Source organism: Bradyrhizobium sp. Leaf396 (genome assembly GCF_001424605.1).
Taxonomy (GTDB): Bacteria; Pseudomonadota; Alphaproteobacteria; order Rhizobiales; family Xanthobacteraceae; genus Bradyrhizobium; species Bradyrhizobium japonicum_C.
In genome coordinates, this window is the sequence record NZ_LMQJ01000005.1 from 209,288 (window position 1) to 224,678 (window position 15,391).

Consider the following 15,391-nt stretch of genomic DNA (forward strand, 5'->3'; position numbering starts at 1 on the left):
GCCACCTTCTCCCACAAGGGGAGAAGGACATCAGCATTGCATCAGGTCAATCAGCCCAGGATTCCTTCGATCGCGGCCTGATCCAGCCCGAACTTCTTCCCGGCCTCGAGAATCTCCTGCCAGGTGGTCGGATCGACTGGAATGCCTTCGGCCAGACGCTTCCTCTTGGTCTCGCGCTCGGGCTCGCCGGCGATCCTGACCTTGTCGACGCCCGGTGCGGGTGGTGAGGCGGTGTGCCAGGCAACGAAGCCTTCGACCTCGCGCGCGAGGTTCTCGCCAGTGCCGAGCTTGTTCGGATCGATGACGATCGAGAGCATGCCGTTGAGGACGTTGTACTTGCCGTCGGACGGTCCCTTGACCACCTGCCCGCCGGAGAGCGCGCCGCCGAGAATTTCGCACACCAGCGCAAGCCCCGAACCTTTGTGCTCGCCGAATGGCAGGATGGCGCCGTGCGGCGGGATCACGGTGTAGCGCGGATTGACCGTGGGCTTGCCTTCATTGTCGATGATGGTGCCGGGCTCGAGCTCGACACCCTTGTTGTGGGCGACCCGCGTCTTGCCTTGCGCGATCCGGCTGGTCGCGAAATCGAGCACGATCGGGTCCTTGCCCCTGCGCGGGATCCCGACGCAGAACGGGTTGGTACCGTGACGGGCATCGCTGCCGCCCCAGGGCGCCACGATCGGCCGCGAGATCACGTTGACGAAATGGATCGAGACCAGCCCATGGTCGATGCACTGTTCGGCCCAATGGCCGATGCGGCCGATATGGTGCGCGTTGGACAGGCCGACGAGACAGACGCCGTTGCGCTTGGCGCGCTCGGCCGCCAGCTCCATCGCTTCATGGCCAATCACCTGGCCGTAGCCCGTGAGGCCGTCGAGGGTGAGAAGCGGACCGGTGTCGAGCACGATCTTGACGTGCTGGTTCACGGCGAGGCCGCCGTTGGTGACGCTCTGGACGTAGCGCGGGATCATGCCGACGCCGTGCGAGTCGTGCCCCTTGAGATTGGCCTCGACAAGATTGGTCGAGACGAGTTCGGCCTCGCGATCCGAGGATCCGCCCGCCTTGACGATGGCGCGGATGGCGTTGGTGAGCGGCTCTGCCTTGATGGTGCGATAGTCGGCCATTGTTGTTGCTCTTATCCTTTCACGATCCGGCGGCAGTGCTCCCACGCCGCATGAATGAGGTTTTCGCTCGCTTCCGGCGTGCGGAACGCCGAATGCGCCGACAGGGTCACGTTCGGGAGCTTCGTCAGTGGATGATCCGCAGGCAGCGGCTCGACGTTGAAGACGTCGAGGCCGGCATGTCGGATGTGACCCGATTTCAGTGCCTCGATCATGGCGGCCTCGTCGACAACGGCGGCGCGCGCCGTGTTGATGAGGATGACACCGCGCTTCATGGCAAGAATCTTCTCGCGGGTGATCATGCCGCGCGTCTCGTCGTTGAGCAGCAGATGCAACGATACGACGTCGCTCCTTGCCAGCACGGTATCCAGGTCGGTGAACTCGACGCCGGGATAGCTCTTGGGCGAGCGGTTCCAGGCGATCACCTTCATGCCGCTGCCGGTGGCAATGCGCGCGACCTCAGCGGCGATGCCGCCGAAGCCGATCAGGCCGAGTGTCTTGCCGGTCAGCTGCATGCCATCCTCGCGCAGCCAGTTGCCGGCGCGCATCTCGCGGTCCATCATCGCGATGACCCGGGCCGAAGCCCACATCAGTGCGATCGCGGATTCAGCGACTGCCGTGTCGCCATAGCCCTTGATCAGATGCACGGAGATGCCGAGCTCGGCGAGCTCCTCCGGATTCATGTAGCTCCGCGCGCCGGTGCCGAGGAACACGACGTGCTTCAGCCCGGTGCACTTCTTCGCGACATCGGTCGGCAGTGCGGTATGGTCCACGATCGCGATCTCGGCGCCGTCGAGGATTTCAGGATATTGCTCGGGCTTGATATCGGGAGCCCTGTGGATACGCACCTTGGGATCGCCGGGCTTCTCCAGGCGCTCCATGATCACGGCAAGGGCTTCGTTGGCGTCGACGAAAACTCCACGCATGGCTTTCTCCGGTCAGGATGCGACGCCGGCGATTGCCAGCACGGTATGCATGAGAACATTGGTGCCCGCCGCGCAGTCGGCCTGTGTGGCGTCCTCCAGCTCGTTGTGGCTGATGCCGTCCTTGCAGGGCACGAACACCATCGCCGCCGGCATCACCGTGTTGAGGTTGCAGGCGTCATGGCCGGCGCCGGAGGTGATGCGGCGCGAGGAATAGCCGAGCGTCTTCGCCGCGTTCTCGACCGCTGCGATCAGTTTCGGATCGAAATGCGTAGGCGGCTTGCGCCAGACCAGGTCGATCTTGACTTCGACCTTGCGGCGCGCGGCGATCTCGGCGATTGCCGCACGAAGATCGCGGTCGAGCGCGTCCATGATCGCGCCATCGGCACTGCGGCAGTCCATGGTGAAGGCGATCTCTCCGGGAATGACGTTGCGCGAGGGATTTGCGATCACGGCCTCGCCAATGGTGCCGACGGCGTTCGGCCCATGCTTTTTCGCAATCGCTTCCATCGCCAGTACGATTTCCGACAATGTCGCCAGCGCGTCGCGTCGCAGCGGCATCGGGGTCGAGCCTGCATGGCTCTCGAAGCCGGAAATCTTGCCGTCGTACCAGAGCACGCCCTGACCGGAATCGACCACGCCGATGGTCTTGCCTTCCGCTTCCAGAATGGGGCCCTGCTCGATGTGCAATTCGACGAAGCAGCCGAGCTTCTGGAAGCCGACCGGGTTGTCGCCGCGATAACCGATGCTGTCGAGCGCCTGGCCGACGCTGGTGCCCTCGGCGTCCTTGCGCGACAAAATGTCGTCGGTGGTGAAGTCGCCGACATAGGCGGCCGAAGCCATCATCGCGGGCGCAAAGCGCGAGCCTTCCTCGTTGGTCCAGTTGACGACGCAGATCGGCGCTTCGGTCTCGATGCCAGCGTCGTTCAGCGTGCGGATCACTTCCAGCGCGCCGAGCGTTCCCAGAATGCCATCATATTTGCCGCCGGTCGGCTGGGTGTCGAGATGTGAGCCGATGCCGACGGGCAGCTTCGACATGTCACGTCCCTTGCGCAAGCCGAACTGCGATCCGAGCGCATCGACGTGAACTTCGAGCCCAGCGTCCTCGCAGGCCTTGCGGAACCAGTCCCGCACCTGCTTATCTTCGGCGCTGAGGGTCAGCCGCCTCACGCCGCCCTTCGCGGTCGCGCCGAATTGCGCGGTCTCGTGAATGGAGCCCCACAGGCGGGCGGAATCGATTTGTAGATTGGTGGCGGCTCGGCTCATGCGGTCGGTCTCTCAGTTGTCATCCCAGGGCGGCTCGAAGAGCCGAACCCGGAATCTCGAGATTCCGGGTCTGGTGCTTGCGCACCATCCCGGAATGACGGGAACGGCTATCCGGCGGCTTTTTCAATGACCCGCCTGCGCGGGCGCGTCAACCGCGAGGCTGCTCTGCGCGATCTGCTTTGCGAGCTCGGCAACGCGCTCCACGGCGACGACGTCGGGAGAGGCGAGCCAGCTTGCCGTGAAGGTCAGCGGCGCGATCGCGAGATCGGTGTCGAGCAGTTGCAGCCGGCCGTCGGCGAGCTCGTTCTCGACGATGGCGTCGGGGATCACGGCGATGCCGAGCCCCTCGACCGCCATATGGATGACGGTGGCAAGCGAAGCGGAGGCATGCAGGCGGATCGGCGGCAACTCCGGCCGGTCGAACACTTCGCGCACGACCTCGTACGGCTTGGTCTTGCGCGGGAAGGTGATGATTGGAAACCGTGCGAGGTCCGTCGGTGTTACCGGGCCCTTGCCGAGCCCCAGCGAGGGGCTTGCGAGGAAGCCGATCGGATAATCGGCGAGCACGCGGTTGTGCACGCCGGAAGCGGACAGCGGTCCCACCACAAACGCGAGCTCGATCTCCTGCGCGAGCAGGCGCGCGGTGAGGTTCGGCGTGATGTCGACCTCAATCTCCAGCGACAGGTTCGGATAGACCTCGTTCACGCTTTTCACGAGCCGCGGCAACCAGGTGTGCACGATGGTCTCGGCGACGCCGAGCCGCATCACGCCGCGCATCGCCGACCGGTCGCCGATCTCCGCCATCATCTGGGCACGCAGCCCGATCAGCTTCTCCGCATAGACCATCATCTGCCGGCCGCTCGGCGTCGGTGAGGCCACGCGATGATCGCGGTTGAGGAGCTTCACGCCCATCTCGCGCTCGAGCTGGGCAATCCGCTGGGAGATCGCCGGCTGGGTCGTGTTGAGCCTTTGAGCGGCGCCGCGAAAGCTGCCCAGCTTCACAACCCAAAGGAACGTCTCGATCGACCTGAAGTCCAGCATTGGAAGGGATTGCCCCAATCGATAAAGCGAATTTATCGAGATTGATTAGAAACGACGATTAGACTTTATAGCACGCGTGGTGTTGGCTTGTCCTTGTCGAGTTTATAGGCAGGTCGATCACATGACTGTTTTGGTGGCAGCGCAGCAAACTGAAACACCCGACACGCTCCCGAGCCGCAAGGCCCGGCTCGCCTACCGGGAGGGGCTGGTCGCCTCCACCGCCGGCGTCGCTTCGGGCTTCGTCCAGGGCAATCTGGCGATCCTGCCGGCCGATTATGCGGGCGCCTTTCATCGCTTCTGCCAGCTCAACCCGAAACCGTGTCCGATCATCGGCATGTCCGATGTCGGCAGCCCGTTCATTCCTGCGCTCGGCGCCGATCTCGACATCCGCACCGACGTTCCGCGCTACCGCGTCTGGCGCGACGGCGAGGTGGTGGATGAGCCGACCGACGTGACCAAGTACTGGCGTGATGACCTCGTCACCTTCGTGCTCGGCTGCTCGTTCTCGTTCGAGGAGGCATTGCTCGACGAGGGGATGCCGATCCGGCACATCGAGCGCAATGTACGCGTGCCCATGTATCGCACCAACATCGCTTGCAGCGAGGCCAGTCCGTTCGCCGGTCCCATGGTCGTGTCGATGCGCCCGTTCAAGCCGGCGGATGCGATCCGCGCGGTGCAGATCACCTCACGCTATCCCGCCGTGCACGGCGCGCCTGTGCATCTCGGCCACCCGCACCTGATCGGCATCAAGGACATCGCGAAACCGGACTACGGCGATCCGGTGCCGGTCGCCGACGACGAGATTCCGGTGTTCTGGGCCTGCGGGGTCACGCCGCAATCGGTGATCAACGCCGCGAAACTGCCGTTCGCGATCACGCATTCGCCTGGCCTGATGCTCGTGACAGATCTGAAGAACAAAAGCTTGGCCGTGATTTGATAGGCAGCGTCTGCTGCTTCTTCGGGCTTTACCGCATCCATCAATCCCTTCATTCGATCAACCGAAATACCGTAACAGAGGACTTTGCCATGACGATCACTCGCCGCGACGTGTTGTTGGGAGCCGCCGCCACTGCCGCTCTCGTGCCGCTGGCAGCGCGCGCACAGACCTCGGAGGTCGTGATCGGCGTGATCTATCCGTTCTCCGGCGGCAGCGCTCAACAGGGCGTCGACGCGCAGAAGGCCTATGAGACCGCGCTCGAAGTCATCAACAAGGACTCCGCTTTCGACCTGCCGCTGGCCAAGGGCGAAGGTCTGCCGGGCCTCGGCGGTGCGAAGGTCCGCCTCGTGTTCGCCGATCACCAGGCAGATCCGCAGAAGGGCCGCGCCGAGGCCGAGCGCCTGATCACGCAGGAGAAGGTCTGCGCCATCATCGGCACCTATCAGAGCGCCGTCGCCGTCACCGTCAGCCAGATCTGCGAACGCTATCAGGTCCCGTTCGTTTCCGCCGACAACTCGTCGCCCAGCCTGCATCGCCGCGGCCTGAAGTATTACTTCCGCGCGGCGCCGCATGACGAGATGTACTCGGCAGCGATGTTCGACTTCTTCGATGCCATGAAGAAGAAAGGCACCAAGATCGACACCCTGTCGTTGTTTCACGAGGACACCATCTTCGGCACCGACTCCGGCAACGCCCAGGCCAAGATCGCCGGTGAGCGCGGCTACAAGATCGTCACCGACATCAAGTATCGCGCCAATTCGCCCTCGCTCTCGGCCGAGGTGCAGCAGCTCAAGACGGCAAATGCCGACGTGCTGATGCCGTCGAGCTACACCACGGACGGCATCCTCCTGGTCAAGACCATGGCCGAGCTCGGCTACAAGCCGAATGCGATCGTGGCGCAGGACGCCGGCTTCTCCGAGAAAGCTCTTTATGATGCCGTCGGCGACAAGCTCGAAGGCGTGATCTCGCGCGGCACCTTCTCGCTCGACCTCGCGCAGAAGCGCCCGATGGTCGGCAAGATCAACGACATGTTCAAGGCGAAGTCGGGCAAGGATTTCAACGATCTTACGTCGCGACAGTTCATGGGCCTGATCATCCTCGCCGACGCCATCAACCGCGCCAAGTCGATCGATGGCGAGAAGATCCGCGATGCCTTGGCGGCAACCGACATCCCCGGCGACCAGACCATCATGCCGTGGAAGCGCGTCAAGTTCGACGAGATGGGCCAGAACAACGACGCCGACCCGGTGCTGCTGCAATATGTCGGCGGCAAGTTCGTCACCATCTTCCCGCCGCAGGCCGCGATCGCCGAGGCGATCTGGCCGATGAAGTGAGCGCTGCGGGGGCAGCGGAGCAAATCGAGATCGTCGCACGAGCCTCGTCATTGCGAGGAGCGCAAGCGACGAAGCAATCCAGACTATTGCCGCCGCAGGCGTTCTGGATTGCTTCGCTTCGCTCGCAATGACGGAGCAAACGCTGACGTTTCGAACGGGGGACAGACTTTGACAGCCCAAGCCATTATTCAGAGTCTCGCGAGCGGCCTGCTCATGGGCCTGCTCTACGGATTGATCGCGGTCGGCCTCGCGCTGATCTTCGGCCTGATGGACGTCACGAACTTCGCCCATGGCGAGTTCCTGATGATCGCCATGTACCTGTCCTTCTTCCTGTTCGCGTTCTTCGCGATCGATCCCTTGCTGTCGGCGCCGCTGGTCGCCGCGGCATTATTCATATTCGGAGCGGTCGTCTATCTGCTCCTCGTACGCTTCGCCATGCGGGCGAAGGCCAACGCCGGCATGGTGCAGATCTTCACCACCTTTGGCCTTGCCATCGTCATGCGCGGCCTCGCGCAATACTTCTTCACGCCGGACTATCGCAGCATTCCGCAATCCTGGCTCGGCGGCAAAACCATCTCGATTGCCGGCATCTTCCTGCCGGAGCCGCAACTGGTCGGCGCGCTGGTCTCGATTGCGGCGTTCGCGGGTCTTTATATCTTCATCCACCGCACGGACTTCGGCCGCGCGATCGAAGCCACCCGCGAAGATCCCGGCGCGGTCGCGCTCGTCGGCATCGACAAGAACCGGGTGTTCGCGTTCGGCTGGGGCCTCGGCGCCGCGCTGGTCGGTCTCGCCGGAGCGATCATGGCCGTGTTCTTCTACATTTACCCCGATGTCGGCGCGTCGTTCGCGCTGATCGCCTATGTCACAGTGGCGCTCGGCGGCTTCGGCAGCGTGTTCGGGGCCTTCGCCGGCGGCATCATCGTCGGTCTCGTCGAAGCTGTCACTGCGCTGGTGCTGCCGCCGTCGCTGAAGTCGGTCGGCATCTACTCGGTCTATCTGCTCGTCGTCTTCATCCGGCCGCGCGGCCTGTTCGGATCGATCTGATGGACAAGGATTTTACAGCGCGGCGCCGCCGCGACCTCATCATCGCGGCGCTGCTCGCCCTGATCGCGGCGCTGACCCCATTGTTCGTGAAGGACGTCGTCGTCCAGAACATCCTGATCCTGACGCTGATGTATGCGGGCCTGTCGCAGAGCTGGAACATTCTGTCCGGCTATTGCGGGCAGATCTCGCTCGGCCATGCGCTGTATTTCGGTCTGGGTGCCTACACCACCGAGCTGCTGTTCACGAAGTTCGGCGTGCTGCCCTGGTTCGGCATGCTGGCAGGCGGGGTGGTGTCGGCTCTGATCGCGATGGGGCTCGGCTATCCCTTCTTCCGCTTGCGTGGCCATTACTTCGTGATCGCCACCATCGTCATCGCCGAGATCGGCCTGCTTCTGTTCCACAACTGGGAATGGGCTGGTGCTGCGATGGGTATCACCATTCCGATCCGCGGCGACAGTTGGCTTAAATTCCAGTTCCTGCGCACCAAGCTGCCGTACTTCTATTTTGCGTTGGCGCTGTGCTGCCTCGCCTGGTTCGTGACCTGGTGGCTGGAAAACTCCAAATGGGGATTTTGGTGGCGCGCGGTCAAGGACAACCCGGAGGCGGCCGAGAGCCTCGGTGTTGACGTGTTCAATTCCAAGATGGGTGCGGCCGCCGTCTCGGCCTTCCTGGTCGCCGTCGGCGGCAGCTTCTACGCACAGTTCGTTTCCTATATCGATCCCGAGAGCGTTATGGGCTTTCAGTTCTCGCTGCTGATGGCGCTGCCCGCCGTACTCGGCGGCATCGGCACCCTGTGGGGGCCGGTGCTCGGCGCAGCCATCCTGATTCCGCTGACTGAGCTGACCCGCTTCAAATTCGGCGGCTCGGGGCGCGGTATCGACCTCATCGTCTACGGCACGCTGATCGTTCTGATCTCGTTGGCCCTGCCGCGCGGGCTGCTGAGCCTGTTTTCACGCCCGAAGAGGACGGGAGCCGTACGATGAGCGCGCTCCTTGAGACCCGCGGCGTCTGGCAGCGGTTCGGCGGCCTCGTCGCCAACAGCGACGTCTCGATCTCGGTCGGCCGCGGCGAGATCGTCGGCCTGATCGGCCCGAACGGGGCCGGCAAGTCGACCCTGTTCAATCTGATCGCCGGCGTGCTGCCGCCGACGCAAGGCTCGATCTGGTTCGACGGCGAGGATGTCACCAACTTGCCGGCAGCCCAACGCTGCCAGCGCGGCATCGGCCGGACCTTCCAGGTCGTGAAGAGCTTCGAGACGATGACGGTCATCGACAACGTCATCGTCGGAGCGTTGGTCCGCAACACGGTGATGAAGGAGGCCCGCCGCAAGGCACGCGAGGTGCTGGAATTCACCGGCCTTGCCGCGCGCGCCGACGTGCTCGCCAGCGACCTCGTGCCGGCCGAGAAGCGCCGTCTCGAAGTTGCCCGTGCGCTCGCGACCGGGCCGAAGCTGCTGCTGCTCGACGAAGTCCTCACCGGGCTCACGCCCACGGAGGCGCAGACCGGTGTCGCGCTTGTGCGCAAGGTGCGCGATGCCGGCATCACCGTCTTGATGGTCGAGCATGTCATGGAGATCGTCATGCCCCTGGTCGACCGCGCCATCGTGCTTGACCTCGGCAAGGTGCTGGTCGAGGGCAAGCCCGCCGACGTCGTCCGCGATCCCAAGGTGATCAAGGCATATCTGGGAGACCGTCATGCTGTCGGTGCGTGAAGTCACGACGGCCTATCAGGGCCTGGTGGCGATCTCCGCGGTCTCGATCGAAGTCGAGAAAGGCGAGATCGTCTGCGTCGCAGGCGCCAACGGCGCGGGCAAGTCGACGCTGCTCAAATCCATCGCGGGTGCCGAGCGTCCGCGCTCGGGCACGGTGACGTTCGACGGCAAGCGCATCGACGGCATGGCGCAGCACCACGTCACCGCCGCCGGCATCGCCTATGTGCCGGAAAACCGCCGCCTGTTTCCACGGCTGTCGGTGCGCGACAATCTTCGCCTCGGCAGTTATCTCTATCGTGGCGAGGCCAATCGCGAAGAGCCCCTCGATCTCGTCTTCACGCTGTTTCCGCGTCTGTCCGAACGCCTGGAGCAGCGTGCCGAAACGCTCTCCGGTGGCGAGCAGCAGATGCTCGCGATCGGCCGCGCGCTGATGACGCGTCCGCGCCTCTTGATGCTCGACGAGCCCTCGCAGGGCATCATGCCGAAGCTGGTGGACGAGATCTTCCAGGCGGTGAAGCGCATCCGCGACGCCGGCATGACCGTGCTGATCGTCGAGCAGCGCATGGCCGAGTGCCTGGAGATCGCCGATCGCGCCTACATCCTGCAAACCGGCCGCGTGCTGATGCAGGGCGCAGCAAGCGAGATCAAGGGCAATCCCGACGTGAGGAAGGCGTATCTGGGACTGTAGCCACAAGCCTTCCATTCTCTGCCATTGCGAACGTAGCGAAGCGATCTGGGAGCCCTCCGGGGAAAGACTCTGGATCGCTTCGCTGCGCTCGCAATGACCAGGGTCGGACCCGCGCTCAGTGTCCGTGCCCATGCTCCGGCAGCGCCACCCCAAATACCTTCACCAGATCCGACACTTGCTCTGGTGACAGATAGCGCGGGTCCATCCCGCGCAGCAGCAGGTACAGCTTCGCCGTCTCCTCCAGCTCCTCCGTCGCGAACACTGCCGCTTCCAGCGTGTCGCCGGCGACGACCGGGCCGTGATTGGCGAGCAGCACGGATGAATATTTTCCCGCCAGTCCCTTGATCGCATCCGCGACTGCGGGATCGCCCGGACGATAATAGGGCACGAGCGCGGTGGCGCCGCATTTCATCAGGTAGTAGGCTGTCATCGGTGGCAGCGCGGCGCGCGGGTTGATCTCGGGCAGCATCGAGAGCGCGACCGAATGGGTCGAGTGCAGGTGCACGATCGCTTGGGCGCTTCCGCGCGTGTCGTAGAGCGCGGTGTGCAGCGGAACTTCCTTGGTGGGCGCGTCGCCCGACACCAGCCGGCCCTGATCGTCCAGCCGCGACAGCTTTGCGGGATCAAGAAAGCCGAGCGAGGCGTTGGTCGGCGTCACCAGCCAGCCGCCGCTGTCCAGCCGGACGCTGATATTGCCGGACGAGCCGGGCGTCAGGCCGCGCTCGAACAGGGACCGCCCGAAGCGGCATATATCTTCGCGCAGCCGTGTATCGTTGCTTATGGCCGTCATGCCCGCTTGTCTCACGCTTTGGCAGCGCGGCCAAGCCGTGATATCGGTGCGACGAGCCGCCGCAAAGGGCGGCCATCCGGGAAACGTTTTGCAAGGGTCAGTTGCATGTCCGCCTCCACGCCACAAACCAAGCGCATCGCCGTTGTCGGGCTCGGCTCGATGGGCTTTGGCATGGCGACCTCGCTTAAGCGCGCTGGCCATGCCGTGACCGGCTGCGACGTCTCTGCTGAGGCGGTGTCGCGCTTCGTCAAGGATGGCGGCGCGGGGGCAAAGACACCTGCCGAAGCGGCCGGCGAGGCCGACATCGTCGTCAGCGTCGTCGTCAATGCCGTGCAGACCGAAACCATCCTGTTCGGCAAGGATGGGGCCGCCGAGACCATGCCGAAGGACAGCGTCTTCGTATCATCGGCTACCATGGATCCCGACGTGGCGCGGCGCTTGGCCAAGCAGCTCGAGGCAACCGGCCGGCACTATCTGGATGCACCGATCTCCGGCGGGGCGCAGCGCGCCGCGCAAGGCGAGCTGACGATCCTCGCCTCCGGCAGTCCCGCTGCCTTTGCCAAGGCGCGGCCCGCGCTCGACGCCATGGCCGCCAAGCTCTACGAGCTCGGCGATGCCGCCGGGCAAGGCGCCGCGTTCAAGATGATCAACCAATTGCTCGCCGGCGTGCACATCGCGGCTGCCAGCGAGGCGATGGCGTTCGCCGCCAAGCAGGGCCTTGACATCCGCAAGGTCTACGAGGTGATCACGGCATCGGCCGGTAATTCCTGGATGTTCGAGAACCGCATGCCGCACGTGCTCGACGGCGATTACACGCCGCGCAGCGCGGTCGAGATCTTCGTCAAGGACCTCGGCATCATTCAGGACATGGCACGCAGCGCCCGATTCCCTGTGCCGGTCTCCGCCGCCGCGCTGCAGATGTTTCTGATGACATCAGCCGCCGGCATGGGCCGCGACGACGACGCCTCCGTGGCGCGGATGTATGCGCGGGTCACCGGCGTCAAGCTGCCCGGCGACAAATAGGAGAGGATCCAATGCCCCGCTTTGCCGCCAATCTCTCGATGATGTTCACCGAGCTGCCGTTCCTCGATCGCTTCGACGCCGCTGCGCAAGCCGGTTTCACCGCCGTCGAGTTTCTATTTCCCTATGAGCATCCGGCCGAGGTCGTCGGCGAGCGCCTCAGGCGCAACGGCCTGACCCAGGCGCTGTTCAACCTGCCGCCGGGCGACTGGAATGCCGGGGAGAAGGGCTTTGCGGCGCTGCCCTCGCGATTCAATGACCTTAAGGCGAGCCTGGAGACGGCGCTGCCTTATGCCAAGGCAACCGGAGTCAAGCGCCTGCACCTGATGGCCGGCATTGCCAATCGCGGCGAACGCGTCGCAATCGAGGCGTTCTATAAATCGGTGGCATGGGCTGCCGAGTTCTTCGCGCCGCACGGCATCGACATCGTGATCGAGCCGATCAATGCACGCAACGTGCCCGGCTACTTCCTGAATGATTTCGGCTTCGCCCGCGACCTCATCCAGGAATTGCGGCTTCCCAACCTCAAGCTCCAGTTCGACATCTATCACTGCCAGATCATTCATGGCGACGTCACCATGCGGCTGCGCGAGATGATGCCGATCATCGGCCACATCCAGATCGCCAGCATTCCCTCGCGCAATGAGCCCGACGGCGAGGAGCTGAACTATCCGTTCCTGTTCGAAGAGCTCGACCGTCTCGGCTATGCCGGCTTCGTCGGTTGCGAATACAATCCGCGCGGCAAGACCACCGATGGGCTCGGCTGGTTCAAGCCTTACGCTGGAGTGAAGCCGTGACACTTGCGTTGGGCTGCATCGCCGACGACTACACCGGGGCCTCCGATCTCGCCAACACGCTGACGCGCGCGGGCCTGCGCACCGTGCAGACCATCGGCGTGCCCGCCGACGATCTGGCGTTGCCCGAGGTCGATGCCGTCGTGATATCGCTGAAGAGCCGCTCGATCGAGGCCGGCCTTGCCGTCTCGCGGTCGCGCGCGGCGGACAAATGGCTGCGCGGCCGCGGCGCCAGCCATGTCTTGTTCAAGATCTGCTCGACCTTCGATTCCACCGACGCCGGCAATATCGGCCCGGTGATGGACGCCCTGCGCGCCGATTGCGGCGAAACTGTCGTTCTGGTGACGCCGGCGTTCCCGGAAACCGGCCGCACCGTCTACCAAGGCAATCTGTTCGTCGGCGCTGTGCCGCTCAACGAGAGCCCGCTGAAGGACCATCCGCTCAACCCGATGCACGATTCAAACCTGGTGCGCGTGCTGGCGTGCCAGAGCAGGACGCAGATCGGCCTCGTCGATCTCGCCATTGTCACGCGCGGCGCGGAGGCGGTGCGGGCGCGGCTTGCCGCGCTCGCGGGCCAGGGTATCGGTGCCGCAATCGTCGACGCCGTGTTCGACCGCGACCTCGAGACCATCGGTCTCGTTGCCGCCGGCCATCGGCTGTCGGTCGGCGCCTCCGGGATCGGCCTCGGGCTCGCGCGGGCGCTGGTCTCGACCGGCAAGGTCAAGGCCACGGCGACCAGCGATGCAGGCGCGCCGGTCGGCGGAGCGGCGGTATGCCTTGCCGGGAGCTGCTCGCAGGCGACCCTTCAGCAGATCGCGAGCGCCGAACGCATCATGCCGGTGCTTCGTCTCGATCCGGACCGTATCATCACGCAAGCAGATGAAGTGCAGCACGCGCTGGACTGGGCAAGACCGCGACTGGCTGAAGGTCCGGTACTGATCGCATCGAGCTCGGCACCAGATCAGGTCGCCGCCCTGCAGGCTCGCCACGGCCGCGACGCTGCCGGTCACGCGATCGAGCAGGCGATGGCCGACATCGCGGAAAATCTAGTGAAATCAGGGGTTCGGCGGCTGGTCGTGGCCGGCGGTGAAACCTCCGGCGCAGTCGTCGACCGCCTTGGTATCCCCGGCTTCCTTGTTGGCGCGGAGATCGCGGCGGGTGTCCCGGTACTGCGGGCGGTCGGCACGGAGGCAGGCGGGATGCTGCTCGCGTTGAAGTCCGGAAATTTCGGTGGTCCCGACTTCTTCGCCGCCGCGCTTAGGCTCATGCGCTGAGCGCAGACCGTTTTTAGGTTCCTGTTCATCTCTTTCGACTTCCGTACTCGCACGGAGTCGTAGTTAACATCTGCACAGATGGTCTGCTGTCTGATGTCGGCGCTGCTCCCTTTTGGTTGATTCTTAGAGCTCCCGACGCGCGCCCGCGCCAGTACAACGAGATCCGATTATGCTTGCCAAGCTTTCCATCCGCGCCAAGATCACCAGTGTCGTGGCGTTCCTGCTGATCGCGATGACCGGAATGGGCCTGCTCGCCGTCATGAAGATGCGGTCGATGAACGCCAACACCGTTGACATCTCGACGAATTGGATGCCGAGCGTCCGGGTGATCGGTGACCTGCGCGCCGCAGTGATCACGTATCGAAACGTGGTGCGTCAGCACATGTTGGCCGAAGTTCTGGACGACAAGCTGGCGGTGGAGAAAACCGCCGCCACCGTGACCGAGGCGCTCGCCAAGACGCGCAGCAAGTACGAGGCCATGATCAGCTCCGCGGAAGAGCGGGCGCTCTACACCCAGTGGTCGAAGCTCTGGGACGAGTACAAGAAGGGCACCGAGGAGGTGATGGCCTTGTCGCGCAAGGAAGCGGGCAAGATCCCGCGCGAGGCGCAGGAGCTCAACTCCAAGACGGTCAACAAGATCGGACTTCAGGCGGATGAGGTCCTGAACAAGGACATCGAGCTCAATACCAGGAGCGGCGAACAGGCGGCTCAGGATGCCGCCGACAGCTACGCTTTCGCCTTTATGCTGGTTTCAGTCATTCTCGGCGCGGCTGTCTTGATCGGCCTCGGGCTCAGCTTCTATCTCGTCCGCGACGTCTCCAGCGGCATCAATTCGATCATCCAGCCGATGCAGGCGCTGGGCAAGGGCGATCTCTCCGCCGAAGTCCCGCACCGCGGCGAAAACACAGAGATCGGTGCCATGGCCGACGTGCTCCAGATCTTCAAGGAAGCGTTGATCGCCAAGAGGGCCGCAGACGAAGCTGCGGCCGCGGATGCCGAAGCCAAGATCGAGCGCGGCCGCCGCGTCGACAACATCACCCGCGAATTCGAAGCCATGATCGGGGAGATCGTCCAGACCGTGTCGTCGGCCTCGACACAGCTCGAGGCATCGGCGACGACCCTCACCGGAACCGCCGACCGCTCGCAGCGGCTGGCGACCACGGTCGCAAGTGCGTCGGAGGAGGCCTCGACCAACGTGCAGTCGGTGGCTTCGGCGACGGAAGAGATGGCCTCCTCCGTGGGCGAGATCAGCCGTCAGGTGCAAGAGTCCGCACGGATGGCGGGCGACGCCGTCGGCCAGGCCCGCGCCACCACCGAGCGTGTCAGCGAGCTGTCCAAGGCCGCCGCTCGCATCGGCGACGTCGTCGAGTTGATCAACACCATCGCCGGCCAGACCAACTTGCTGGCGCTGAATGCGACCATCGAAGCCGCACGTGCCGGTGAAG

15 protein-coding genes are annotated in these 15,391 nt (G+C 64.3%); 10 read left to right on the plus strand and 5 right to left on the minus strand.

Going from position 1 to position 15,391, the window contains the following annotated elements; genetic code table 11:
- Positions 1-50: 50 nt before the first annotated feature.
- The 4 genes from ASG57_RS07640 to ASG57_RS07655 all read right to left on the minus strand — a co-directional run bounded on the left by ASG57_RS07640 (position 51) and on the right by ASG57_RS07655 (position 4,351).
- Entirely contained in the window at positions 51-1,124 is a 1,074-nt protein-coding gene (locus tag ASG57_RS07640) for a malate/lactate/ureidoglycolate dehydrogenase (RefSeq protein WP_024340021.1), read from the minus strand.
- Positions 1,125-1,135: 11 nt separating this feature from the next.
- Positions 1,136-2,047, minus strand: coding sequence for an NAD(P)-dependent oxidoreductase (locus ASG57_RS07645; RefSeq protein WP_024340020.1), 912 nt, complete (start codon positions 2,045-2,047; stop codon positions 1,136-1,138).
- 12 nt (positions 2,048-2,059) lie between these two features.
- Positions 2,060-3,310, minus strand: a complete 1,251-nt coding sequence (locus ASG57_RS07650; protein WP_024340019.1) for a Zn-dependent hydrolase — start codon at positions 3,308-3,310, stop codon at positions 2,060-2,062.
- Between the two features lie 123 nt (positions 3,311-3,433).
- Positions 3,434-4,351, minus strand: coding sequence for a LysR family transcriptional regulator (locus ASG57_RS07655; protein ID WP_024340018.1), 918 nt, complete (start codon positions 4,349-4,351; stop codon positions 3,434-3,436).
- A gap of 121 nt (positions 4,352-4,472) precedes the next feature.
- Between ASG57_RS07655 and ASG57_RS07660 the strand changes: the two genes are divergently transcribed.
- From ASG57_RS07660 to ASG57_RS07685, 6 genes are all read left to right on the plus strand, one after another.
- Positions 4,473-5,288, plus strand: a complete 816-nt coding sequence (locus ASG57_RS07660) for a putative hydro-lyase (protein ID WP_024340017.1) — start codon at positions 4,473-4,475, stop codon at positions 5,286-5,288.
- An 89-nt stretch (positions 5,289-5,377) separates the two neighbouring features.
- A complete protein-coding gene (locus ASG57_RS07665) occupies positions 5,378-6,622 on the plus strand; it encodes an ABC transporter substrate-binding protein (RefSeq protein WP_024340016.1) in 1,245 nt (414 codons plus the stop codon).
- A 168-nt stretch (positions 6,623-6,790) separates the two neighbouring features.
- Complete coding sequence (locus tag ASG57_RS07670; protein ID WP_057195975.1) at positions 6,791-7,669, plus strand: branched-chain amino acid ABC transporter permease; 879 nt, start codon at positions 6,791-6,793, stop codon at positions 7,667-7,669.
- Positions 7,669-8,652 (plus strand): branched-chain amino acid ABC transporter permease, encoded by a 984-nt coding sequence (locus ASG57_RS07675; protein WP_024340014.1) that lies wholly within the window; start codon positions 7,669-7,671, stop codon positions 8,650-8,652. Before ASG57_RS07670 ends, ASG57_RS07675 begins: the two co-directional genes overlap by 1 nt.
- On the plus strand, positions 8,649-9,380 hold the full coding sequence (locus tag ASG57_RS07680; RefSeq protein ID WP_024340013.1) for an ABC transporter ATP-binding protein: 732 nt from the start codon (positions 8,649-8,651) through the stop codon (positions 9,378-9,380). The genes ASG57_RS07675 and ASG57_RS07680 overlap by 4 nt, the downstream gene beginning before the upstream one ends.
- Positions 9,364-10,068 carry an ABC transporter ATP-binding protein gene (locus tag ASG57_RS07685; protein ID WP_024340012.1) on the plus strand — a complete coding sequence of 235 codons (705 nt, stop codon included), beginning with the start codon at positions 9,364-9,366 and terminating at the stop codon, positions 10,066-10,068. The genes ASG57_RS07680 and ASG57_RS07685 overlap by 17 nt, the downstream gene beginning before the upstream one ends.
- Before the next feature lie 115 nt (positions 10,069-10,183).
- On the opposite strand, the gene otnC is transcribed toward ASG57_RS07685, so the two are convergent.
- Complete coding sequence (gene otnC / locus ASG57_RS07690) at positions 10,184-10,858, minus strand: 3-oxo-tetronate 4-phosphate decarboxylase (RefSeq protein WP_057195976.1); 675 nt, start codon at positions 10,856-10,858, stop codon at positions 10,184-10,186.
- Between the two features lie 105 nt (positions 10,859-10,963).
- Here otnC and ltnD point away from each other — a divergent pair, with 105 nt between their 5' ends.
- The 4 genes from ltnD to ASG57_RS07710 all read left to right on the plus strand — a co-directional run.
- On the plus strand, positions 10,964-11,881 hold the full coding sequence (gene ltnD / locus ASG57_RS07695; RefSeq protein WP_024340010.1) for an L-threonate dehydrogenase: 918 nt from the start codon (positions 10,964-10,966) through the stop codon (positions 11,879-11,881).
- 11 nt (positions 11,882-11,892) lie between these two features.
- On the plus strand, positions 11,893-12,675 hold the full coding sequence (otnI, locus tag ASG57_RS07700; RefSeq protein WP_024340009.1) for a 2-oxo-tetronate isomerase: 783 nt from the start codon (positions 11,893-11,895) through the stop codon (positions 12,673-12,675).
- The gene (gene otnK / locus ASG57_RS07705; RefSeq protein WP_024340008.1) at positions 12,672-13,946 is read left to right on the plus strand and encodes a 3-oxo-tetronate kinase; all 1,275 of its coding nucleotides are present in this window, start codon (positions 12,672-12,674) and stop codon (positions 13,944-13,946) included. Before otnI ends, otnK begins: the two co-directional genes overlap by 4 nt.
- 169 nt (positions 13,947-14,115) lie before the next feature.
- Positions 14,116-15,391 (plus strand): methyl-accepting chemotaxis protein (locus ASG57_RS07710; protein ID WP_057195977.1); only part of this gene is annotated, 1,276 nt, incomplete at its 3' end.